The organism is Lysobacterales bacterium (genome assembly GCA_016703225.1).
In the GTDB taxonomy this organism is placed as follows: Bacteria; Pseudomonadota; Gammaproteobacteria; order Xanthomonadales; family Ahniellaceae; genus JADKHK01.
Map to the genome: position 1 here is coordinate 37,966 of JADJCM010000008.1, position 22,533 is coordinate 60,498.

Here is a 22,533-nt window from a genome sequence, read left to right on the forward strand (position 1 = left end):
GTCCTCGGCGTCGTCAGCATGTTCCGCGCCTTTGGCTTGCGCGCTGGCGGGCTTGGCGGCAGTGCCAGCGGGCGGTTTCGCGTCCTTGCCGCACGCGGACAAGACAAACATCGCGGCGATCAGCCATACGGCGGTCGCAGTGGAGAAACGGTTCATGGGTTCACCTCGGAAACGGATGGTTCGAAGCCGATCCAGGCATTCAAATGCCCGGTGGCGTAGAGCGCGTCGACATAGGCGCGCCAGACGCGGCCTTGCAGGTCGGCGCCCGCGAGTGATGTGTCCAGTGTCTGCTGGAGTTGGATCAGGAAGTCGGCCGTGCTGATCTCGCCAGCACGCCACAGGCGTTCGAGCAGCGACGCTCGAGTGTCGACGTCGGTCCCGGGACTCTTCGACCACAGTGCCCACGCCTCGCGTACCGCGGTGTAGGTCTTGCGTGCGCGTTCGGCACGAGCTTCAACCTGCAGCGTTACGAGCTGTTGCTCGGCCGAGGTCGCGCTGTGTTCCGCGCGCGCGGCAGTCGCTTCGGCGCGGTAACCATTGCGTACGAACAGCGGCACGCTGACCGTCAAACCAATGACGTTGTCACTCATCGGACCCAGGTCGACTTGGCCACCGCGCAGACTCACGGTCGGATCGGGTCGCCGATCGCGCTCTGCCACCGTGATGCGACGTTCTGCCTGCAGAGATTGTGCAAGCGCGATCTGTTGCTCCGGCACGTTGCCGAGTCGGTCGTTGTCGGGCGCCAGTGCGGGCGGGACGTCGCCGCTGTTCGACGCGTCGTCGCGTTCCGGAGCGCCGCCGACGACCCGAAAGGCTTCGTCAGCGGTCGCAGCGTCTGCGAGCAATGTCGCTTGCTCGGCGAGGGTTTCATCGCGCGCGAGGAGCGCGAGATCGCGTTCGAGCGACGAGATGTCGCCCACCTGCTGTTGCTTCCCGGCGAGATCCGCAAAGCGTTGCACCAGGTTCACGCGTTGCGCGCCGAGTTGCACGCGATGTTGTGCGGCGCGCCGATCAGCCCACGCCTTCAGCCAGGCTTGGGCAAAGGTCGCGCGACGCAGTTCGGCCTCGGCGATCGCCAAGCTCAGGCTGGCATCGCCCGCAGCGGCCCGAGCCCGACGCTTGCCAAACAGATCGAGCGTCAGGCCAACGCCCGCCGTCGTCGTGCGGTCATCGCCTTCGTCGTCGACTGCGAACTCCAACTCGGGGTTGTACAGCGGTCGTCCGGCCGCTTCGGCACGTGCACGGGCGGCGATCAGCGTTTGCTCGGTCGCGGTCGCACCGGGATGAGCAAGCCAGGCGGCGCGTACGGCATCCGCCAAATCGTTGGGCGCGGCGAGCGCCAACGGGGAACAAACAGCACAAACACTCGCGAGTAGCGCAGCGCGCCAACGTCGCGTTCGCACGGTCGACAGACCGCGCGGCAACAGGAAAGACAGCATGAAGGTGATCCTCTGAACATTGAAATGCAGCCCGTCGTGCGCAGGCACGACGGATCCGGGCAATCAGGGTTCAGACGATTGGTGGGCGCAGGTGCCGCTCATGCGGCGACACGACGTGCGGCATGACGATGCGTACATCCACGGCTGCGTCGGCCTGCGTGGGCGATATGGACGCAAACGAGGGCAGCGCGACGCTGTGGTGGCAATTGCACTGACGACAATGGTCGGCACCATGATCCGCAAGCGGATCCAGGCCATCGCCGTCATCGACGCCGACGATCAGCGCCATCGGTGACGGATCACCAAACAATTCTGCGAGGTCGTGCGGTTCACACGCCATCCCAATGCCGATCCGCATCAGGAACACGACCAGCATGAAGCCCGCGAACGCGGAAACGCGTCGCAAGGAGGCCAGTCGGAAGGAATGAGAGCGCGACATGGTCATCAGCTTAGGGTCACCCGGAGCGTTATACAAACTCGGTCCGTTCAGGTTCGAGGATGGCGCGCAGGTCTTCTGGCACCGGCATCGGCCGGAGCGGGCTGACATTGGCGCCGCCCGTGTTGCCAATCGGCACCCAGATTCGCGAAAACAACAACGCCGCGACAATGCGCGTACTCTGGCCGATGAGTTCACGCCAGTCGCTGCGTAACCAACCGATCTGCCACATGCCAAGGTGACTCTTCACATGCAGCCACGTCAGGCGCTGGCTCAAGATGTGCGCGCGTTCAAGATGATGAAAGGCACCGTCCAGGTCGCCCGCCAGCCGGGCCGCTCGGGCGGATGCCCACTCATTCGCAAATGCGGTTCGAAGCGGCGTACTCATGGTCGACTCTCTTCTTGAATGCATTCGGGCAATCCGGGCGTGTTGAACAACCGCCAAGCGTCGCGCAGTACGCTGAACGAAGTGTGCAGGAACAACGCAGCGATCAGAGCGCCAATCAGCGCATCGGGTAAGGGGCTTTGGGTCCAGGCCACGAGGCCAGCCGCCATGATCACGCCGGCGTTGTTGACGAGGTCGTTGCGCGAGCACAGCCATGCCGAGCGCAGATTGATATCGCGATCGCGATGACGTGAAAGCAGCACAAAGCAACTCAGATTGGCGACCAGTGCGACGGCGGCAGCCGCCGCCATGATCGGTGCGACCGGCGTTACATCGCCGAGCCAGCGGCGCACGACTTCGACCAGTACGAGCACACCAAATGCCGCTTGGATCGCACCCTTGAACAAGGCCGCCCCGGCGCGCCAACGCAGCGAACGGCCAACCACGAACAAGCTCAGCGCGTACACCGATGCGTCGCCGAGGCTATCCAGCGCAGCGGCTTGTAGGCCGCTGGAGGGGATCCATGCCCCAACGGAGGACTCCCCCGTGAACAACAATAGGTTGATGATCAGCACGACGACCAGCACGCGGCGCAGCGATCGGTCTGCAGGAGCGCTCAGGCGCTCGGCGCCGGCGTGGCAGCCGCAGGTGGTAGTGGATGTTTCGCTCATGGTTCGGCATCCTAAACCCCGTAGTAACTACAGAGTCAAGCGATGAAGATCGGAGAAGCCGCCGCGGTCAGCGGGTGTCATTTGGAAACCGTGCGCTACTACGAACGCATCGGCTTGCTGCCGAAACCTCGACGCACCGGCAGCGGCTATCGGAGTTACACAGACGATGACGTTCGACGATTGCGCTTCATCACCCGCGGTCGCGAATTGGGTTTTAGTCTGGAGGAGATCCGAAGCCTGCTCCGATTGAGCGACGAACCTGATTTGTCGTGCGCCGAAGTCGATCAGATCGCGCGCCATCACCTGACCGAGATCGAGCAACGCGTGGTCGAGTTGAAGCGGATGGCCAATGAGCTGAAGCAGACGATAACGACCTGTCGCGGCGGGGAACGCGCCGCCTGCGCCATCCTCGACGCGTTGCACGCGCCGCAGCCGAAGACGACGCGACGTCGACGAACCCCCGCGGTCCATTGACGGAACTTTTCCGTGCCTTGTCAGTCCAGTTTTGACAGGAACGTGCGATCGCGCCGGTCTTGCTAGGCTAGAGCCCACGTTTGAGGGAGCACTGGATCGTGCGGCACCGTTGTCGACATCGCTGGATCGCGCTGCTTGCGCTGTTCGGCCTGCTGTTTCAGCAGGTCGCAATGGCGACATACGTGTGTCCGATCGAGCAATCCGGCCGCACGCACGCCGTGATCGAAAAAGACCTCGCTCAGCCGCCTTGCCATCGCGAGGCGCAGACTGATGCGGTGGACGACACGGACCCCGTGCGCTGCCAACAGCACTGCCATCCGACGGTACCTGCAGCCGATCACGTCTCGTCACTGACCGTTCCGCCCGGCCTGCCGGCAGCGAACCTGTGGTTGGAGCCGGCGCACGTCAGTGGTTGCTCGACGAGTCAGGCGCCAGAGTCAGTGGTCGATCCGCGTGCCGGTGCACCGCCACTGTCGATACAGTTCTGCTCGTTCCAGATTTGAGCCCCTGCGATTGAGTTCGTTGCGCCGCGCTTGCGCGGTCGTTTCGTCTTCGTCCCGGAGTTCACATGTTTGTCTCGTCTTCGTACTGCCAGTCGGCGCTCGCGCGCCGTTTCTGGTCGAAATTCGTCCTCTTTTCGAGCCTTGCGCTGGCCCACGTCGCCACTGCGTCGTCGACAGGTCAACCGCTCGATTTCCGCGAAGCCATCGCCCGCGCAGAACTCGACGCCCCCGGTGTCACGGCCCGTGCCGCTGCGGTCAGTGCGGCGTCCGCGCGGGTCGGTCCCGCCGGCGAATTGCCAGACCCCGAATTGTTGGTCGGCATCGACAACTTGCCGGTCACGGGCAGCGACGCGTTCGAGTGGAATCGCGACTTCATGACGATGCGCAAGATCGGCGTCATGCAGGCGTTGCCACGCCGCGAGAAGCGCGCGTTGCGGCGTGAGCGTGCCGAAGCGGATTCGGCCAAGGAACGCGCATTGCTGTTGACCACACAACTGAGCACCCGGGAATCGGTGGCCCGCGCCTGGACGACCGTCGCCAATGCCGAGCGGCGCCTCGTGCTGGGCTTGTCGATGCGCGCGCAAGCCGACGCGATGGTTTGCGCCGCCACGGCCGCGATCAGCGCGGGCCGGGGCAGCACTGCAGATGCGATCGCCGCACAGCAGGCGCGCGTGGCGCTTGAGGATCGGATTGCCGCGATACAACTGGCTCGCGATCGGGCGCGCATTGCTTTGGCCCGCTGGTTGCCAAACGATGCCGAACGCCCGATCGGCAAATCTCCGAACTGGCGCGAGGTTCCCGTCGGCGGGTTGAGCGATCCGGACCGGATCGCCGCGCATCGTGAGCTGCATGCCTACGAGGCGATCGCACGCGCGGCGCGCACAGATATCGCGTTGGCGCGGGCCGAAAAGCGTTCGGACTGGTCGGTCGAACTGGCGTACGCCGATCGCGGCCCACATTTGTCGAGCATGCTGTCAGTGCAGTTTCGGGTGGGGCTGCCGTTGTTTGCCGCCAGCCGACAAGACCCGTTGATTGCCGCGAATGAAGCAGTGTTGCTCCAGATCGAGTCTGAGCGCGAGGCCGCTGCGCGCGAACATCGCGCCGAGCTCGTGCAAATGGAGGCGATCTGGCGGGCTTCCGTCGATCGCGCTGATCGCTACGAACAACAGCTGCTGCCTCTGGGCGATGAACGCATCGAGGCCGCACTCGCGAGCTATCGCGGCGGCTCCGGCGCCTTGCAGGACGTACTGACCGCTTTCGATGCCGCGATCGAGCAGCGACTCGCCTACATCGATGTCATGGATTCGCTCGGCGAGTCGTGGGCCGCATTGCGCTTCGCGTTTCCCGAGGGGAACTAGACCATGAACAACTTCTCTCGTTGGACCACCCTCGGCGCCGCGTTCGTCGCCGGCATCCTCGTCACTGTGGTGGTCGTTCGCGTGATGCCGAAGAGCCGCATTGACGGCGAGTCCGTCGCGTCCGCAACAGCCGCCCCCAAGGTGCTGTACTGGTACGACCCGATGTATCCGGACAAACACTTCGACCAACCGGGCAAGTCGCCGTTCATGGACATGCAGTTGGTGCCGAAGCATGCCGATGCAGGCGCCACGTCCGAGGGAACGGTACGAATCGATCCGCGTCTCGCACAGAACCTCGGCGTGCGTACGGGCGTCGCGCGTCTTGGGCAGCTCGATGAACCTGTGCGCGCCACAGTGACTCTGGCCTTCGACGAGAGCGCGTCCAGTGTGTTGCAGGCGCGAGTCGCGGGCGTTGTCGAGCGGCTGCTGGCGCGGACGCCACTCACAGTCGTGAAACGCGGCGAACCGATGCTGGTGTTGATCGCGCCGGAATGGACCGCCGCCCAGGAGGAGTATCTGGCCCTGCGTCGAAGCACTGTATCGGCGCTCGCCGATGTTCGTGACGCGGCACGACAGCGGTTGAATCTGTTGGGCATGGACGAACCTCAGATCCGCGCGATCGAACGCAGCGGCAAAGCGCAGACCCGCATTACGGTGCACGCCTCTCGCGACGGCGTGGTGACGGAACTGCTTGTGCGCGATGGCGAATCCGTCATGCCGGGTACACCGCTGGCGCGACTGAACGGCATCGATGAGGTGTGGGCGCACGCGGCGATCGCGGAAGCTCAGATCGCGCAGGTACGCAATGGCGCATCCGCCGAAATCACCCTCAGCGCATTTCCCGGCATGTCGTTCGCGGGCACAGTTGCAGCGATTCTGCCCAGCCTTGATCCGGTCTCGCGCACGCAAACGGCGCGCATCGTGCTCGCCAATCCCGAGCATCGCCTCGCGGCCGGCATGATCGGCGAAGCTCGAATCGTCACCAGCGATGCTGTGGAATCGGTGTTGATTCCGAGCGAGGCGGTGATCGCGACCGGTACCCGTAAGGTCGTCATCGTCGAAGAAGGCGAAGGCATCTACCGGGCACAAGAGGTGCGCGTCGGCGCCGAAGCGGCGGGACACAGCGCCATCCTCGCGGGCATCGACGACGGCGAGCGCGTCGTGCTGTCGGGGCAATTCCTGATCGACTCCGAAGCGAGTCTCACCGGCACTTTGGCGCGCCTCGGCAGCGACGCGACGTCGACGCCTGCGCCGAAAACCGCCAAGGCTCCGCCACTGCACGCGACCTTCGGCACCTTGCTGGCGATCTCTGACGGCGACTGGGACGTCGATACCGGCCCTGTACCGTCGATGGACATGGGTGCCATGCGCATGACGTTTCGCCCGCCGCCGTCGGAGACGAAGATCAAGATCGGCGACACGTTCGACTTCGCCTTCTTCCGCAATGACGAAGGCGACTTCGAGATCGACGCCGCATCGATCAAGATGCGCACAGAGACTTCGCGATGATCGCCCGACTGATCCATTGGTCGATCGCCAACCGCTTCCTGGTGCTGTTGGCCTCCTTACTACTGAGCGTCTGGGGCGCGCTGTCGCTGCAGCGCACACCGGTCGATGCGCTGCCGGACTTGTCGGATGTTCAGGTCATCATCCGCACGAATTGGCCCGGCCAGTCACCTCAGGTCATAGAAAACCAGGTGACCTATCCACTGACGACGACGATGCTGTCCGTGCCTGGTGCGAAGACAGTGCGCGGCTACTCGTTCTTCGGTGACTCTTTCGTATACGTGTTGTTCGATGACGGCACCGACCTGTACTGGGCCCGCTCGCGCGTGCTCGAGTATTTAAGTCAGGTGCAGTCTCGTCTGCCGGAAAACGCGCGCCCGGCGCTCGGCCCGGACGCGACCGGCGTCGGTTGGGTCTACGAATACGCGCTGGTCGATCGCAGCGGTGGGCATGACTTGTCCGAGTTGCGCGCGATACAGGATTGGTTTCTGCGCTATGAATTGAAGAGCCTGCCGGGTGTCGCGGAGGTCGCGACGATCGGCGGCATGGTGCGCCAGTACCAGGTCGTGCTCGATCCAGATCGCATGCGCGCGCACGGTCTGAGCCATGAGGACGTGACCACGGCGATTCGCAACGCCAATGGTGAGGTCGGCGGTTCGGTGCTGGAACTCGGTGAAGCGGAATACATGGTGCGTGCCAGCGGCTATCTGCAGTCGTTGGCGGACTTCCAGGCGATTCCGGTGAAGACGGTCGGAGCCGTACCGATCCTGTTGACCGACGTCGCACGGATCCAATGGGGTCCGGAAATGCGTCGCGGCATCTCCGAACTCGATGGTGAGGGCGAAGTCGTCGGCGGCGTCATCGTCATGCGCTCCGGCAAGAATGCGCAAGCGACGATCGATGCGGTGAAGACGCGCCTGGCGGAACTCAAGCGCGGTTTGCCGGAGGGCGTGGAAATCGTCGAGACGTACGACCGCTCCGAACTGATCACTGGCGCGATCGACAACCTGCGCAACAAGTTGATCGAAGAGTTCATCGTCGTGGCGCTGGTCTGCGCGCTGTTCCTGTTTCACATCCGCTCGGCACTGGTCGCCGTCGTCGCGCTGCCGCTCGGCATCCTTGCCGCGTTTGTCGTCATGCATGCCCAAGGCATCAACGCCAACATCATGTCGCTGGGTGGCATTGCGATCGCCATCGGGGCGATGGTCGATGCGGCCATTGTGATGATCGAGAACGCGCATAAGCACATCGAGTCGTGGCGTCATGCGCACCCGAAAGCGAGCTTGGACGCGAGCGTGCGCTGGCGCCTCGTCGCTGACGCGTCCGCGGAAGTGGGGCCCGCGCTGTTCTTCAGCCTGTTGATCATCACGATCTCCTTCGTTCCGGTGTTCACGCTCGAAGCGCAGGAAGGTCGGTTGTTCGCACCACTGGCCTACACCAAGACCTATGCGATGGCAGCATCGGCGGCGTTGTCCGTGACATAGATTCCGGTGCTGATGGGCTATTGGATCCGCGGCCACATCCGCGACGAATCGGAAAACCCGGTGTCGCGTGTCTTGATCGCACTCTACCGCCCATTACTGGCGACGGCACTGGACTGACCAAAGGCCACACTCAGCATCACCGCCGCGCTTCTGGTCGCGACGGCGTGGCCGATGACGCGCCTCGGAGCTGAGTTCATGCCGATGATGGACGAAGGTGACCTGCTGTACATGCCTTCGGCCTTGCCCGGTGTCTCCGCCGGCAAAGCAGCGCAACTGCTGCAGCAGACCGACCGGCTGATTCGCTCCGTGCCGGAGGTCGAGCGTGTGTTCGGCAAGATCGGGCGCGCCGAAACCGCCACCGATCCGGCGCCGATGGAGATGGTCGAGACGACGATTCACTTCAAGCCGCGTGCGCAGTGGCGCGCCGGCATGACCAAGGAGAAGCTGATCGAAGAACTCGATCGCGTGGTGCAGGTCCCGGGCCTATCGAATCTCTGGGTGCCGCCGATTCGCAATCGCCTCGATATGCTTGCGACGGGCATCAAGAGCCCGATCGGCATCAAGGTCGGCGGCACCGATCTGGCGGTGATCGATCGTGTCGCGGCGGACATCGAGCGCGTCGCAAAGACCGTTCCCGGCGTCACGTCGGTTCTCGCGGAGCGGCTCACTGGCGGTCGCTACATCGATGTCGATATCGATCGTCTGGCTGCTGCTCGACAAGGCTTGAGCATGGTCGCGGTGCAACAGGTCGTTGCGGCCGCGATCGGCGGCGACACGATCGGCGAGACGATCGAAGGACGCAGACGCTTTCCGATCAGTGTGCGATATCCGCGCGAGCTGCGCGACAGTCTGAGCAAGCTGCGCGAGCTGTCGCTGGTCACGCCGACGGGCGCACAAATCACCCTCGGCAGCGTGGCAAAAATCGGGATCAGCGATGGCCCGCCGATGTTGCGCAGTGAAAATGCGCGGCTGACCGGATGGATTTATGTCGACCTGCGCGGCCGCGACCTCGCTTCGGTCGTGCGGGATCTGCAGACTGCTGTCGCCGCACAGGTGGAGCTGCCGGTCGGCGTGTCGGTGCATTGGTCCGGCCAGTTCGAATACCTCGAGCGCGCCGCAGCAAAATTGCGCGTGGTCGTGCCGGCGACGCTACTCATCATCTTCGTGCTGCTGTTCATGACCTTTGGTCGCTTCGACGAAGCAGCGTTGATTCTGCTCAGCGTGCCGTTTGCACTGGTCGGCGGGTTCTGGCTGCTCTACGCACTCGGACACGCGCTTTCCATCGCCAGCGCGGTCGGCTTCATTGCACTCGCTGGTGTCGCTGCGGAGTTCGGCGTGATCATGCTGCTGTACTTGAAGCAAGCCTGGGAGCGACGGCTCGCAGCCGGAGAACCGGACACCGCCGAAACTCTACTGGCCGCAATTCAGGAAGGCGCGGTACAGCGCGTGCGACCGAAAGCGATGACTGTCGCCGTGATCATCGCCGGACTGCTACCGATCATGATCGGATCGGGCGTCGGTTCCGAAGTGATGCAGCGCATTGCGGCGCCGATGGTTGGCGGCATGATCACCGCGCCGTTGCTGTCGTTGTTTGTCATTCCGGTGGCGTATGAGGTAATGCGTCGTCGTCGAACGACGCCGAATCGCTCCGGTCACGAATTGGCGAAGGACGATCATTGATCTCGAAATTGACAGCCCGGTTTGCCCAACGTGAGTCTCCGCCTTTGGCAAAAAGCAGACTTATCGCCTGCCACGGGTGCTGTGCGATGACGCCGAATCCGGCTATTTCCGAGCCATCGCCAGCGCGAGCTTTTCCGCCTGGCGAAAAGCACCCACTGGGGTGATCCCGAGCGCTTTGGCCATCCAAATGAACTCCAGTACATCCATCCGACGAGCGCCCGTCTCGACGTAGGACACCTTCTGCTGCGTCCAACCGAGTTCACGGGCAAGTTCGCCCTGGGACAGCCCCTTCGATTCTCTGCGTTTCCGCAGCACATCAACCAGTTGCCGGTATTCGTTCCGATGGATTGTCTTGGCCAAGATAGTCGCCGTTTCTCAGGGCGACCCGGACACTAGACCCGGATATCGGGTTACACGAAAACTATGTAGCCAGCCAGAACGGCGGCTGTTAGGCTGTCGTCACCTGAGGTCACCTGCCGAATCGGTTGTCCAATGACACGACTCAACCGACCCTCTCATCCCGGCACCAAGGTTCCCTCGCTGATCGCATCGATGCGCTTGAGCTAGTCGATCTGCTGGCTTTGGCATCGTTCGAGTCGTCTCGCGACGATCACGCGCCAATTTCTTCAACCCTGAGATTCACGTTCGAATTGGCCGGACGCCTGCGCCAGGCGCAGGTCCTGAAATTGCTTGAGGACGCGCCTCAAGGGCTGGTCTGGGGACAGGCCAGGGCCATCTATGACCCAATCACCTGGGCTTACCTCGCCGATCCGCTCGAGCGGGGCGTGATGCGACACCACCTCGCTATGCGTATCCGGCAGCGGGTTGCTGACGGCGCGACCGAGGGTGCGCTGTGGCTGTGGCAACGCCTAGCCGATGCAGAATTCGAAAGCTACGGCGCGCACCTTCTGCGACGGCACCAAATGGAGCCAACCTGGGCACGTGCCTTGGTCGATCGAACTGAGTCAGAGCTTGAGGAACTGTGTCTCGCGCAGCGCCGAGCCGTACTTTGGCTCGGACTGAAAGAAGGCGCAGCCACATTCCTGCGCACGAAAGGCGACGCAAAGCAGTGCATCGATGCCATCGTGTGCGAGATCCGACGTCAGGCGCGCTGGCTGCGTCGGCATCAGCCGCTGGCGTCTGAATGGGTTCCCAGTACTGCATGGCGCCAGCCGCTGCTTCTGCGCAGCTTCCTGGCCGCCATTCCCCTAGGACACCGCTATTGGACTGAAGTACCGTCGGTGGCCGCAATCGAGGCCAGTCGCTGATGGCTGTTTTCCTGCACGCCATCGATGCCGAGACGGGATACACCGTCGAGCTCGTGCTCCCGGACGCCGAACACGAACTTCTCGAACTGCAGATGGCGCGGTGCGTATCCAACGGTGGATTTGATGCGTTCGCGCAATGGTTGAGCCAGGCGCTGGGTGCTCTGTTGCCGACGGTCGTCGACTACGCGCTCCGACCACCGTCTGAGGCACAAACCAAATTCGCCATGGCGATCGCTCGCACGCTGGGTCTTGCGCTTTCACCGGATGCGCTGCGGTATCGCGGCGTGATGCACGAGTTTATTTCGTCGCATGCGCCTGCGTTTCTCGCGAGCCGCAAAGGCAGGACTGAATCTGCTGCTGAATCCGGACAGCGATTCGGAAAACCAGATGAGGCTGCGCTGTGAGTGCGCGGTCATCTCAAAGCAGTCGTTGCAATGGAGGCTTGCATTGATCAAGTGGAGTGAATTCGAGAAGGCGACGTGCTTTACGAGGCATTTCATCCCGAGCACGAACAAGAGCGGTGTGCATGGTTGCTGCGGGCGAGCTGCCGTGGACACATCTTGAGTGAGCAACACCTCCGCATGACATGGCCCCCCAGATTCGGTCCCGATATGGGCGACGTCGCGGCGGTGGAAGCGCTGGCCGAAAAGTTGATCGAAACGCTTTCGACAATCGAGATTCCTCAAGGTGTAGGTGCTTATGTTCCAAGTACCCCGACGTTGCCGCCTGCGGAGCCACACGTTCATGCGGTCTTGTACGCGCTCGTCGACCAGTACGCTCAATCGGCGGATTCGATTGGACTGAACGCGGCGCAGTCCGCGGCTTACCTGGACCTGTCCGGTCGCGCGCGCGCAACAGGGCTGTTTCCGGCGGCCGTCACGCCAGAGCGCGACGCTCGAATGCGGCGACTCATCGCACTCGACCACGCGATCAGAAATCGACCCGAAGTGCTGCCCATCAAGGACCATCTGATGAATGCCGTACTCGCCAGCGACATTCCTCGGATACGCGAGTTGCTGAGACCGGTAGGCCTGGATCCTGGCAGCGACTGAGGGGTTGCAGCGCAGCGGCTCCTTAACTCCGTCATGCAAAGGCCTTCAATTCCGTAACTTTACATTCTTGGGCGTTGGGCAAAATTGGCCAAGATCCGGCAACGAGGATCAGGCGGGAGTTGTGTGCCTGGCTTTCTGATGCGAACGAGTAAAAGCCGATCTGATGGGTCGAAAGTTAGAAAACCTCTATGAAACGCCAGCTTACGTAGAAACGGCTGTGCTTTTTTCAATTAAGGGCCAAGGCTTGTTCAATTCATTCAACACGAGTGTGAGTGCTCAAGCCTCCCGTTGGTCATCGTCGCGACAGGACAGATCGAGGCATTTCCTTGCGTCGACTGCAGATCCGACACCGAGCCAGTCTTCAGTGCGGTCACCCAGAATCATGAAGACCATAAGATCGACACGGGCTGCACATATCTTTCGCCATTCGCTCCGATCCAGAGGCGACGGCATTGGGGTTGATTCCGGATGTGAATGCCACTCCCCGATGTGGTCGAGCGCTCCGTGCGCCTCGCGCCATCGGTCCAAAGCATACGCTTGATGGAAGGCATCACGTCGTTCGAATTGGAATCGGCTGCGTTTGTCGTGGGGTTGCGGTCGAGTGGCGTCAGTGACATGTAGGTGCGCGCCTCTCCTGTAACCGAGCAAGATGCCGCCTGCTTCTGAATCGTGAGCGCGGTGCTGGCGAAATGCGTCGATCCGCTGCAGTACAACGCCTTCCACGAGCACCATGCCCAACGGGTCAAATGGATTTAGCCGGAGCGCGTAGTCGAGCATGCCGGACATCCTGATAGCGGGGATAAGTTCTGGTTCTTGATCTCTCGGACCGCCTGCGCCTCAACGAAGCGAGTTCGAAAACGTGGTCCAGGATCGCCTTGCAGCCAACCCGCCGTCATGTCGATGGCCAATGCGGCCGCCGACATCGGGGCCGAGACTGCGTACGGCGTAAAGGCATTGCAGCCGAGCACTCTGGTTTGGGTCGGCTCTCGAAGCGGTTCGAATCGGGGCTTTCGTTCCAGATCAGGCAGACGCAAGCAGCGATAGCAAGCGAACTTCTTCCGGTCGACCCATAGGGCCTGAACACACTGGCCGTTTCCTAGAATCCATACATGCAACATCGGCGGTCTGGATCTCGAAGGCAACAGCGTGTGGTAGTGGTTCAGCGCTTCGGACAGTGCTTCTTCGCCGGTCGCATTGATCACCAGGTCGCCGCTGAGATCTTTTGCGAAGTCTACCGATCGCGGCTCGGCAATGAGCGTCAGCGCCGGAAACTGTTGCAGCAAGGCAGCCTTGAGCGCTTCGGGTTTCTTAGCGTAGAGGTGGTCGATTCCGAGATAGTGACGCCCTAGATTTCCGGGAGCGAGCACGTCCGGATCGATCAGCGTGAGTCGGCCTTTCGTGCCAGAGCCGGCTCCGAGCTTCGCCAATGCCTGTGCCAGGTAGCCGCCGATGGCGCCGCATCCAATCAACGTGATTCTGCGATCCTTCAAGCTGGGAAAACTCAGGTTTCGGCTGTGCACAAAATCAGATCCGACCTCGGTGACAGCGAGCCGACTCACCGCCACTTCATGACCGTGGTTGTGCAGGAATTGCCGATATCGCGTCGGCCGACGCTTGTATGCGGTGCGTTTTACCTGGTCCAGTTTGATGGTGAATCCGAACCAACCTGCCGGCGAATGGATCAGAAACATCGCCGTGGATGACGCTAGGTATTCGGGCTTACCGAGAATGGTCTGAAGACGCTGATATGCATCGCGTCCCAATAATCGGAACCAAGCGAACATCTGAGCCACGGTTTTTGGCAGCTCTGCGGCGGGCAGCGTCGGAGGAGAGGCTGCCCTCAACAGCCAACAAGTCATGCGGGATGTCTGCTTCGACCAGCCTCGAGCCTTGCAGAAGCCGTCCACTTCTCGCGGTTGGGTGGACACGAACGCGTGGTTCTGGCCATCCAGGAAGTAGCAACTCGCTTCCTCGTCGTGCGCGCCCACACTACCCAATAACAGAGAGACGGGTATCGGCAATTGCCCAAGCATCCAGGTCGCGCCGAATTCCGTTTCGAATTCACGCTGGCGATAGTCTGCATCGCTGCACAAACGGTCCAGAACGTCACGCGCCTGTTCGAGGCATTGTGACAACGCAACCTCGGGTCGGTAGCGATCCAAAATCACCGATCGGGCCGCGAAGTAACACAGCCCGTTGGTGCCGAACAGATGGGGTGAGACCGATGACAGGAAGACCGGTCGCTCCCGGAGATGGATGGCGGGATACGAAACAAAGTCCCAATCCGTGATCTGAAGGCGAACTGGCACGGTTCCCGCCCGACACTTGAGCTCGCCATCGAAGTAGCGTCGTCCTCGCGGCGCAGCGGTCGATCGAAACCCTGCGTTCCGCAAGAAGGTCAGCGCGACGCCGATGCGCGAATTCAAGTTAGCCCGCCTTGGTTGCCTGCACGGTCGGTGCGAACACGGCCGCTGCCGGCGTGTAGCGAACGATATCGGCGCCATCGTCGGTATCGATGAGGCTTACATCGTTCGGGATGCGTTGCCCAAACAGCTGACGGACCGTATCGACGGCGCCTTGTCGCATCGCGTACGAATGGCTGCGTGCCCCGTTCAAACGTGTAACCAGATTTCTTGCCAAGACGGAAGCGGCGCTGCGTTGCGATGCATCGAGCCGATTGAAGTCCTCAGCGCCAGCATCAATGCCGGGCTCATGCAGGTTCGAAGCGAGCGCGTGGACGAGCGTGGAGGCCGCGTGCTCCAAGGCCAGGTCATCGCGACGCGGCTTGAATTGAAATGTCTGCGTGACCGCGATCATCAACGCGACAGAACTAGGTCCATCACCGTTCGGCCATTGGTGATCTCGCCATGCCTTCACATATCGACAAACGCGGCGAAGTTGCTCGCCGTGGTCCGCGACGCGATCGGTGAACCAGAGGGCAACCGCTTCGGGATCGGATGCACGCCATTCGCCACTTCGACAAGCGAGGTAGATTCCTTCCATCTGCTCCCAGAAAGCTTCCGGCATTTCGCCGGCCTCGGCACTCTCGCTCAGCACAGCAGCCTCGCGGAAACTCGTGCTGTTCTGAGCGCTGGCCAGCGCTTTCTCGGCGACCTGCAGAAACTGGTCTTCGGATGCAGCGTAAAGCGGTACGTCGATGTGCGCCCACGTCGCAATCTTCACGCGCACGCAGGTCGCCTTGTCGCCGATCAGGCTCCAGCCGCGTTCTGTGCAGAGCTGCTGCAGTGCCTTCTCGACCAACTGGAAGTACAACCTTGCCATGGGTGCCGGCGGGCCATTGTCCGCCCAGACTGCGACGGGCAAGTAGACGCCGAAGTCCCAGTCCATTTCTTGCTGGTGCGACGGTTGTATGCATGTTCGGTACGCCCATGAGCCTTGCGTGCGAAAGCGAGGACTAACCATGTGCGCCATGCCCAACACCGTCGTCGAAGCCGCGCGAATTCGCTCACGGAGTCGGTCACGAATGGCATTCTTTGCTTCAACCAACACGCGACGCTGTTCGGCGCTTGGCGGCAGCTTTTCGTCGAAGCTTTCGCTGTGACCGTCGTTCAAAAACAACTTATTCAACTTGAGCATGGCTGACTCCCTGGACCGCATATGGGCCGTGATAGAAGGTCGGCGTCGGGGCAATGTGATTCAGGACGGCGCGAACGCCAGCGTCGCCCAGACAGATTTTTGATCGTTCGGCAGCGGAGCCGAGCAGGACTTCCCTCGCTGCCGCATCAGTCTTGTCGAGTGCTACTGCGCGCGCTCGTTCGTCGGTCAAGTCCTCGTCGACGTGGTGGTAGTGACCGGCTGGGAGTTGATGGCGCAGAAGATTGTCGACCAGCGATTCTTGAGCGGAAATCGCGACGCCGAAGAGTCGTTTGGCGGTGTTGGGCGGCCACCATCCACCCCAATCGCGGGTGCCGCCTTCGCGGTTGCGGCGGGGGTCCACCGTGTACTTCGCGGACATCGTGCCAATGGCGACGACATGAATATCGCCACGCTGCTGCTTCATGAAATGACGCGCTTCATGCACGCCGAGTAGCCCCGGCGCGTTCGCAAACAGCCCACCGTCGATGTACTGACAGTTATTGAACACGTGTCTCGGGAAAAATCCGGGAGCAGCGCTGGTCGCGAGTGCGACATCCGCCATACGATGTTTGTGATCCGTGACGAAGTTCGGATGGTGGGGTGTCTTGAAGACCACGGGACGGCCCGTGGTGTAGTTGATCGCCGGTACGAGCACCGGGTGTCTGCAGGCACCGACGGTGTTTTCCCCAAAGAGTTCTGGGCCGCACAGCAGCTGATACAGCGATGATTGGGCATAAGGCGCGCGCCACAGTCCGCCGAGCGAGCGGCGACGCTGAAAAATTTGTTCGCCCTTCGTTTCGAACAACCTGACCATGCGGTCCGCTGTAATTTCGAGCGCGAGAGCCAAGGCCAGAATTCCGCCGATCGAAGTTCCGGCCAGCAGGTCAAATCGAGTGGCGATGGGTGCGCCGATGGACTGTTCCATGTCGGCCAAGACGCGAGCTGTGAAAAGTCCGCGATAGCCGCCGCCCGAGAGGGCGAGGATCTGAAATCGTTCTTGCGGGTCAGGTTCGGACATAGGTTTCCCCTCGGTGATCGCCGGCGGGCCGGCCGCACTTGGCCGCTCTGATCGCCGGGGTACCCGCACCTCGGTGGTCGCAGACCCTAATGCTGGTCTGTCTCAATTCCCGCGACGTGTCAGTTTTTCCCCATCATGTTGTGTTCTTTTCGTCGCGCGGCACAAAATGTGGACGGCGTCACGCTTTTCAAGTAGGGCGTGAGCGGGTCCATCTTCGTCGCGGCCGGTGCCGGCGATCGTCCTTTCTGCGTGGCATGGATTCCGCGTCGCTCAGCGCTGGCGATTTCGTACCGCAACGGGCCGGAAAAGCGTCGTTGGGACAGCTAAGGCGGGATAATTCAGGATTATCCCGCCTTAGAAATGTCCTTTGTGTTCCATATTTCACCGTATCGTAGTACATACCATCACAGTACATACCACAGTACGCAATAAGCGGAGGGCGATATGGCACGTGGCGGCGTATACCGGACCGACGTCGAGAAGGCGCGGCGTGCCTTGCTCGACCAAGGCAAGAACCCAACGATCGATGGCGTGCGCGCCGAGCTGGGTAACACCGGCTCACGTACGACGATCCACCGGTACCTCCGAGAACTGGAGGCGGAAGAGCCGCCGCAAACCGGCACCAAGGTTGCCGTCAGCGACGCGCTCCAGCAGCTCGTTCAACGTCTTTCAGAACAACTGCATGCGGAAACCGATGTCGTTTTGGCGGAGCAAACGGCCACCAATGCGCTCAAGCTGAAGGAAGCTGAGGCACGGACCGAGCTGGCGGCCAAGGAATCGGGGGAGCTTCGAATCGCATTGCAGCGAACTGAGCAACACCTGGTCGACGAGAGCACCAAGCACGCAGGAACAGCCGCCGAACTGCAGCAGGCCCGCATCCAGCTGGCTCAATTGGAAGAGCGCGTGGCAGGGCACGAGAAGCGCGCACAGGAACATGACACCCAATTGCAGTCGCTGGAAGAGAAACACCGGCATGCGCGCGACAGCCTGGAACACTTCCGAACGTCCTCCAAGGAACAGCGCGATCGCGAACATCGCCAGCACGAACAAGCACTCGAGGCGCTCCAGGGAGAACTGCGCAACGCTGGCGATCAGTTGGCTGCAAAGAATGCCGATCTGCTGCAGTTGAATCGGGACAACGGCCGCCTGACCGAGCAACTTACCCAGGCGCAGCAAACGCTCAAGGGATTAGAGCGTGATCAATATCAGCTGCAGCAAGAGCTGTCGGAACTACGCCCGCTGTCATCACGAATGACGGCATTGGAGGAGCAGGCGGCCAAATCGATCGCTGAGGCCACCGCGTTGCGCGAACAACTCGACAGCGAGCGGAAGCGCTCCCGTCAATTGACGCAAGAGTTGAGCACAGCCGAGATCGAGAAGACGCGCGTCGCAGCCAAACTCGAAGGTATGGAAGCAGCACTGGCACATCAAGCAAACCCGCCGGCACGAAAGGGGAAACAAGTGACTGCCAAGCACGACGAAAACACCGGTCAGCTGCAGCTTGAAGGCTCAGGTTCGGACGTGACGACATGACCGATCGGCATTTCGTCATGAAAGGTCGTCAAGTCAAAGAGTTAGACCCGAACGGCTGGATTTCTTCCGATTCCCGGCCGTCCCTCATCTAGCGGGATTACAGTCAGCACCGGGCCCGGTGGCTGAGTGATGCGGGGTCTGGGATGAGATCCGTTTGCGAGGAGAAGCGACTGGCAAACTGTCCGAGAAGATTGGTGGGCGCGATAAACAGTTGGAGGCGGTCTGATCGCGGCGATTGGTAGGTCGGGTTCGAAATGCTGTCCACGAGTGCTTAGATCTTTCCGCTTGGCGTTCACGCCAGCTCAGACTTTTCCGCCTGCGTTCATCGTTGTGCAGAGTTGTTCGCGTCAGTCGCCCAGACTATCCGCCGGCATTGCCCAGAATTGTCCGCAGTGAACACTCGAAGATCCTGCGGCACTGATCGCCGATCTGGACCAGTCGCTGGCAGCGATCTGAACGGCCGCAATCAGCGCACAATGTATATTATGTCTAGTACAGAGTAACCCACGGTCACTCGACCTTGGTTCCTCACGCTGCACGTGCTGGCATCCCCTCCACCCGCACCGCGGTGACCTTGTATTCCGGCGCTGAGGTGATGTTGTCGCGGGCTGGTCCGGTGAGCTGGTTCACGGCGCGGGCCGGGTCGTGAAAGGTGGTGAACAGTTGGCCGGGCACGATGCCGTCGCTAAGGCGCAGTGGCAGCACCACGCTACCGTGGCGGCTGGTCACGCGCAGGTCCTGGCCGTCGTGCAGGCCGAGTGCGGTGGCGTCTTGCGGGTGCATGTCGAGGGTGTCGGTCGGGCGAAGTCGATTCTGCGCGGTGCGGCCGCTCATGGTGCCGACGTTGAACTGGTGCAGGTCGCGGCCGGTGCTGAGCAGGAACGGGTACTCGTCGTCGATCGATTCGACCGTCGGGTGGTAGTCGATGCGACGCAGACTGGCGCGTGGTCCGTGGGCGAAGCGCTCGGTGTGCAGGATGGTCGTGCCGGCATGGGCCTCGTCGCGGCACGGCCACTGGATTCCGCCCTGCTCCATGCGCGCATAGCTGATGCCCGCGCCGGCCGGCCAGAGTTCGCGTACCTCGTCCCACACCTGCTGCGCATCGGCGCTCGGGAATTGCGTGCCGTGGCCGAAGGCTGCAGCGAGACGCACCAGGATGGTGGCGTCATCCAGCGCGTGACCACGCGGTGTGATGGCGCGACGAATGCGCTGGATGCGCCGCTCCGAGTTCATGAAGGTGTCGTCCTTCTCGAAACTGGTGACCGCTGGCAGAAAGATGTGCCCGAACTCGCGCGCGGTGTCGTTGAGGAACAGGTCCTGCACGATCACCAGCTCCGCCTGGGCCAAGGCCGCCGCAGTCTCGCGGGCGTTGGCCAGGCTCGCCAGAATGTCGAAGCCGATCACGTACAGGGCCTTCAAGCGCCCCGCACGTGCCGCGTCGATCATGCCCAGCACGTTCAGGCCGGGCTGCGCCGGAACGGGCGCACCCAGCGTGCCTCGAAGCGTGGTCGAGCGTCGGCGAGACTGGCGCCGCCGGTCAGCGAATCCGGTTCGCAACCCATCACCGCCACGCCCTGACGTTGTTCTGTCCGCGCAACGGGTTCACCCCTGCCCCGGCACGGCCCAGATTTCCGGTGAGCAGTGCCAGGTTGATCAGCGCCATCACTCCTCGGTGCCCTGCACATGCTCGGTCAGCCCGAGACCATGCACGCACATCGCCGGCATATGTTCCGCGTAAAGGCGCGCCGCCTTGCGGATATCGGCAGCGCCGACGCCACAAATCGGCGCGACGCGCTCTGGCGTCAGTCGGCGATGAAGTTCACGAACTCGTCAGGTCATCGACACGCGCCGCGACGAAGGCGCGATCGACCAGGTTCTCGACCACCAGCACGTGTGCCAGCGCGTTCAGCAGCGGCACATTGCTGCCCCGCGCGCAGCGCCAGATGCACGTTGGCGATTTCGGCAAGCGGCGTGCGGCGCGGATCGATGACGATCAGCTGCGCGCCGCGGCGCACCTGCTGACGGATGCGCGCCCACCACCGGGTGGTTCGCGAGCGGATTGGCACCGACCCCAGAAAACAGCGTGCCTGCTCGATGTCATCGAAACTGTTGGTTGCGGCGCCGGTACCGAGCACGCGCTTCAGCGCCGCGGCGCTCGGCATGTGGCAGACGCGGGCGCAGCCGTCGACGTTGTTGGTGCCGAGCACGAGGCGCGCGAATTCTGCGTCAGGAATGCTTCTTCGTTGGTGCCGCGCGCAGAGCAGAGCACGCCGACGGAGTCCGGTCCGTACTTGGCCAGGATGCCCGCGCAACCGTGCCACCGTTTCGCTTTCGGCCTCGTCCCAGTCGACGCGCTGCCACTGCCCATCACGGCGCAGCATCGGCGTGGTGACACGGTCTCCGGCATCGACATAGCCGTGCGCGTAGCGGCCCTTGACGCAGGCATGGCCGCGGTTCGATGGACCATCGAGCGCCGGGCGCACGCTGACGATGCGATCGTCGGCGACGCCGACCTGCAGTTCGCAGCCGACCGCACAGTAGGCACAGGTGGTGCGCGTCCAGGTCTCGGCGATGGGATCGTGCCAGGCACTGGCATCGGTCAGCGCAGCGGTCGGACAGGTATCGACGCAGGCGCCGCAGCCGACGCAAGCACTCGCGGCCAGCGGCACGTCGCCTGCGGTCGCGATACGCAGGTCCGGACCGCGACCGAACACATGCCAGATCGACTCACCCTGCACTTCCTCGCAGATGCGCACGCAGCGGCTGCAGGCGATGCAACGGCTCATGTCGACGCGGATGTACGGATGCGAGGTGTCGATCGACGCCGGCGGCGATGCCGGCGCGCTGCCGGCGATGCCGTGTTCGCGCAGCAGGCGGTGCAGGGCCTTGTCCGGGAAGCGCGCCTGCTCGTCGGGCGCGACGCGCGCCGCGAGTTGTCCGATCAGGTCATGACGAAACCGGTCGAGCGCGGCATGGGTGCTGCGGATGCTGCTGCCATCGCGCAACGGCTCGCGGCATGAGGGTCGTGTTCGAAATGCTTCGCCCGGCGCATTGGCGATGTCCACCGAACAGGCCCAGCATTGGCCCGCCGGTTCCAGGCGTGGGTCGTGGCACAGCGTCGGCAATTCGACGCCGATGCTGCGCAGCGCCTCCAGCACGCTCAGGCCGGAAGGGAACTCGTGCGCCACACCATCGATCACGGCCCGGATACTCATGCCGCGCATCGTCGGGCTTTCAGGTCATTGGACGCAACTGCCGGCGCGGCACCGGCGGCCATGGATCAGGCGCAACAGCCGCAGCAGCGCTCAGCCTTGGCCGGGCCACCCATGAATTAGGCCTGGTAGCCGGCATCGCCGATCGCCTGCCCGCGCCTGGGTTTCCGTGATCAGTCCGCTGATGCGCACCGTACCGGACTCGATCTCGACTTCCACCACCGCCGTCGGATCGAACTTCGCCACTGCCTTCTCGATCGCCGCCACGCAGTGACCGCATTCCAGACCCTGCCTTGAAATCCATGGTAATTCCCCCGCTTGATGGAAAGGCCGCGAGCTTGCCGCCCATGGCCGCGGCCGGCACTGACCTTCGTCAAGCGCGCGACTCGCTCCGTGCCCGATCAACGCATGCCGAAGTGGAACGCGCCCTCGCCGTCCTGCCGCGCGCGTCCAAGCGCGACCAGCATGTCCAACAGCTGCGGTAGCCGTTTCCGCCGGCCATCGACCGCTGAAGCGCGCGGCGATCTCGTCCACCGTCAGCGGCGCCGGTCTCGCCGCCAGCAGATCGGCCACGGCGCGCACCTGCTCGATCGCATCTTTCGGCCACGGCTGCGGTTTGCCCCCACCGCCACGGCGCCATCCACCGGCGCCTCGTCCTCCATCGCCGCGGTGTCGATCTCCACCTGCTGCGGCTTCGCGCCCACGCCAGAGTTCTGAACTCAGGCCGCAACCAACGCACCAGCCCCACGCGCGCTTCCTCGACCGCCCGCTCGGCATTCAACGCCACCAATCGCTCCAGAATCGCCTCGTCAAACGCTCGCTTCGCCTCGTCCCGCGTCTTTCCTTCTCCCCCGGAGAAGGTGGCCCTGGGGCCAGGTGAGGGCTCTCGGCATAAGGCCACCCACGCTCTTCCCTTC

18 protein-coding genes and 2 pseudogenes are annotated in these 22,533 nt (G+C 62.7%); 9 read left to right on the top strand and 11 right to left on the bottom strand.

Translation table 11 applies throughout. The annotated features are described in order from the left end of the window. Window positions 1–152 precede the first annotated feature (152 nt). The 4 genes from IPG63_18240 to IPG63_18255 all read right to left on the bottom strand — a co-directional run bounded on the left by IPG63_18240 (window position 153) and on the right by IPG63_18255 (window position 2,931). Window positions 153–1,439, bottom strand: coding sequence for a TolC family protein (locus IPG63_18240; GenBank protein MBK6729107.1), 1,287 nt, complete (start codon window positions 1,437–1,439; stop codon window positions 153–155). 70 nt (window positions 1,440–1,509) lie between these two features. Next, the gene (locus tag IPG63_18245) at window positions 1,510–1,815 is read right to left on the bottom strand and encodes a hypothetical protein (protein MBK6729108.1); all 306 of its coding nucleotides are present in this window, start codon (window positions 1,813–1,815) and stop codon (window positions 1,510–1,512) included. Between the two features lie 91 nt (window positions 1,816–1,906). Beyond that, window positions 1,907–2,263 (bottom strand): DUF3703 domain-containing protein, encoded by a 357-nt coding sequence (locus IPG63_18250; GenBank protein MBK6729109.1) that lies wholly within the window; start codon window positions 2,261–2,263, stop codon window positions 1,907–1,909. Next, window positions 2,260–2,931 carry a cation transporter gene (locus IPG63_18255; GenBank protein ID MBK6729110.1) on the bottom strand — a complete coding sequence of 224 codons (672 nt, stop codon included), beginning with the start codon at window positions 2,929–2,931 and terminating at the stop codon, window positions 2,260–2,262. Before IPG63_18255 ends, IPG63_18250 begins: the two co-directional genes overlap by 4 nt. Before the next feature lie 42 nt (window positions 2,932–2,973). Here IPG63_18255 and IPG63_18260 point away from each other — a divergent pair, with 42 nt between their 5' ends. Beyond that, complete coding sequence (locus tag IPG63_18260; protein MBK6729111.1) at window positions 2,974–3,405, top strand: helix-turn-helix domain-containing protein; 432 nt, start codon at window positions 2,974–2,976, stop codon at window positions 3,403–3,405. A 62-nt stretch (window positions 3,406–3,467) separates the two neighbouring features. On the opposite strand, the gene IPG63_18265 is transcribed toward IPG63_18260, so the two are convergent. After that, window positions 3,468–3,722, bottom strand: a complete 255-nt coding sequence (locus IPG63_18265) for a hypothetical protein (protein MBK6729112.1) — start codon at window positions 3,720–3,722, stop codon at window positions 3,468–3,470. Window positions 3,723–3,973: 251 nt separating this feature from the next. Here IPG63_18265 and IPG63_18270 point away from each other — a divergent pair, with 251 nt between their 5' ends. The 3 genes and pseudogenes from IPG63_18270 to IPG63_18280 all read left to right on the top strand — a co-directional run bounded on the left by IPG63_18270 (window position 3,974) and on the right by IPG63_18280 (window position 9,936). Next, window positions 3,974–5,266: a TolC family protein gene (locus IPG63_18270; GenBank protein MBK6729113.1), complete on the top strand. Its 1,293-nt coding sequence runs from the start codon at window positions 3,974–3,976 to the stop codon at window positions 5,264–5,266. A 3-nt stretch (window positions 5,267–5,269) separates the two neighbouring features. Then, window positions 5,270–6,775: an efflux RND transporter periplasmic adaptor subunit gene (locus IPG63_18275; protein ID MBK6729114.1), complete on the top strand. Its 1,506-nt coding sequence runs from the start codon at window positions 5,270–5,272 to the stop codon at window positions 6,773–6,775. After that, window positions 6,772–9,936, top strand: a pseudogene (locus tag IPG63_18280) (efflux RND transporter permease subunit). Before IPG63_18275 ends, IPG63_18280 begins: the two are co-directional and overlap by 4 nt. Window positions 9,937–10,038: 102 nt before the next feature. Here the strand turns inward: IPG63_18280 and IPG63_18285 are convergent. Then, complete coding sequence (locus IPG63_18285; protein ID MBK6729115.1) at window positions 10,039–10,299, bottom strand: helix-turn-helix transcriptional regulator; 261 nt, start codon at window positions 10,297–10,299, stop codon at window positions 10,039–10,041. A gap of 122 nt (window positions 10,300–10,421) precedes the next feature. Between IPG63_18285 and IPG63_18290 the strand changes: the two genes are divergently transcribed. From IPG63_18290 to IPG63_18300, 3 genes are all read left to right on the top strand, one after another. Beyond that, the gene (locus tag IPG63_18290; protein ID MBK6729116.1) at window positions 10,422–11,204 is read left to right on the top strand and encodes a hypothetical protein; all 783 of its coding nucleotides are present in this window, start codon (window positions 10,422–10,424) and stop codon (window positions 11,202–11,204) included. Then, window positions 11,204–11,608: a hypothetical protein gene (locus IPG63_18295; GenBank protein ID MBK6729117.1), complete on the top strand. Its 405-nt coding sequence runs from the start codon at window positions 11,204–11,206 to the stop codon at window positions 11,606–11,608. The genes IPG63_18290 and IPG63_18295 overlap by 1 nt, the downstream gene beginning before the upstream one ends. Window positions 11,609–11,815: 207 nt before the next feature. Further along, complete coding sequence (locus IPG63_18300) at window positions 11,816–12,256, top strand: hypothetical protein (GenBank protein ID MBK6729118.1); 441 nt, start codon at window positions 11,816–11,818, stop codon at window positions 12,254–12,256. Window positions 12,257–12,532: 276 nt separating this feature from the next. Here IPG63_18300 and IPG63_18305 read toward each other — a convergent pair whose 3' ends face one another. From IPG63_18305 to IPG63_18320, 4 genes are read right to left on the bottom strand one after another with little or no spacing between them, the layout of a single operon-like run. Continuing rightward, window positions 12,533–13,033, bottom strand: a complete 501-nt coding sequence (locus tag IPG63_18305; GenBank protein ID MBK6729119.1) for a Mov34/MPN/PAD-1 family protein — start codon at window positions 13,031–13,033, stop codon at window positions 12,533–12,535. Continuing rightward, entirely contained in the window at window positions 13,009–14,682 is a 1,674-nt protein-coding gene (locus IPG63_18310; protein MBK6729120.1) for a ThiF family adenylyltransferase, read from the bottom strand. Before IPG63_18310 ends, IPG63_18305 begins: the two co-directional genes overlap by 25 nt. Window position 14,683: 1 nt before the next feature. Beyond that, complete coding sequence (locus tag IPG63_18315) at window positions 14,684–15,853, bottom strand: hypothetical protein (GenBank protein ID MBK6729121.1); 1,170 nt, start codon at window positions 15,851–15,853, stop codon at window positions 14,684–14,686. Beyond that, complete coding sequence (locus IPG63_18320; GenBank protein ID MBK6729122.1) at window positions 15,837–16,871, bottom strand: patatin-like phospholipase family protein; 1,035 nt, start codon at window positions 16,869–16,871, stop codon at window positions 15,837–15,839. Before IPG63_18320 ends, IPG63_18315 begins: the two co-directional genes overlap by 17 nt. Window positions 16,872–17,315: 444 nt before the next feature. On the opposite strand from IPG63_18320, the gene IPG63_18325 reads away from it, so the two are divergent. After that, window positions 17,316–18,404: a DNA-binding protein gene (locus IPG63_18325; GenBank protein MBK6729123.1), complete on the top strand. Its 1,089-nt coding sequence runs from the start codon at window positions 17,316–17,318 to the stop codon at window positions 18,402–18,404. Between the two features lie 528 nt (window positions 18,405–18,932). Here IPG63_18325 and fdhF read toward each other — a convergent pair. Beyond that, window positions 18,933–21,619: pseudogene (gene fdhF / locus IPG63_18330) on the bottom strand (formate dehydrogenase subunit alpha). 405 nt (window positions 21,620–22,024) lie between these two features. Between fdhF and IPG63_18335 the strand changes: the two are divergent. Continuing rightward, window positions 22,025–22,333 carry a hypothetical protein gene (locus tag IPG63_18335; protein MBK6729124.1) on the top strand — a complete coding sequence of 103 codons (309 nt, stop codon included), beginning with the start codon at window positions 22,025–22,027 and terminating at the stop codon, window positions 22,331–22,333. The last annotated feature ends 200 nt before the right edge of the window (window positions 22,334–22,533 follow it).

Excerpts from the sequence above, each read along its gene's own strand:
- IPG63_18295 (MBK6729117.1), top strand. The coding sequence starts at position 11,204 with ATGGCTGTTTTCCTGCACGCCATCGATGCCGAGACGGGATACACCGTC.
- IPG63_18240 (MBK6729107.1), bottom strand. The coding sequence starts at position 1,439 with ATGCTGTCTTTCCTGTTGCCGCGCGGTCTGTCGACCGTGCGAACGCGA.
- IPG63_18245 (MBK6729108.1), bottom strand. The coding sequence starts at position 1,815 with ATGCTGGTCGTGTTCCTGATGCGGATCGGCATTGGGATGGCGTGTGAA.
- IPG63_18255 (MBK6729110.1), bottom strand. The coding sequence starts at position 2,931 with ATGAGCGAAACATCCACTACCACCTGCGGCTGCCACGCCGGCGCCGAG.
- IPG63_18265 (MBK6729112.1), bottom strand. The coding sequence starts at position 3,722 with ATGGCAGTGCTGTTGGCAGCGCACGGGGTCCGTGTCGTCCACCGCATC.
- IPG63_18260 (MBK6729111.1), top strand. The coding sequence starts at position 2,974 with ATGAAGATCGGAGAAGCCGCCGCGGTCAGCGGGTGTCATTTGGAAACC.
- IPG63_18270 (MBK6729113.1), top strand. The coding sequence starts at position 3,974 with ATGTTTGTCTCGTCTTCGTACTGCCAGTCGGCGCTCGCGCGCCGTTTC.
- IPG63_18250 (MBK6729109.1), bottom strand. The coding sequence starts at position 2,263 with ATGAGTACGCCGCTTCGAACCGCATTTGCGAATGAGTGGGCATCCGCC.
- IPG63_18320 (MBK6729122.1), bottom strand. The coding sequence starts at position 16,871 with ATGTCCGAACCTGACCCGCAAGAACGATTTCAGATCCTCGCCCTCTCG.
- IPG63_18275 (MBK6729114.1), top strand. The coding sequence starts at position 5,270 with ATGAACAACTTCTCTCGTTGGACCACCCTCGGCGCCGCGTTCGTCGCC.
- IPG63_18315 (MBK6729121.1), bottom strand. The coding sequence starts at position 15,853 with ATGCTCAAGTTGAATAAGTTGTTTTTGAACGACGGTCACAGCGAAAGC.
- IPG63_18305 (MBK6729119.1), bottom strand. The coding sequence starts at position 13,033 with ATGCTCGACTACGCGCTCCGGCTAAATCCATTTGACCCGTTGGGCATG.
- IPG63_18335 (MBK6729124.1), top strand. The coding sequence starts at position 22,025 with ATGCCGAAGTGGAACGCGCCCTCGCCGTCCTGCCGCGCGCGTCCAAGC.
- IPG63_18325 (MBK6729123.1), top strand. The coding sequence starts at position 17,316 with ATGGCACGTGGCGGCGTATACCGGACCGACGTCGAGAAGGCGCGGCGT.
- IPG63_18300 (MBK6729118.1), top strand. The coding sequence starts at position 11,816 with ATGGGCGACGTCGCGGCGGTGGAAGCGCTGGCCGAAAAGTTGATCGAA.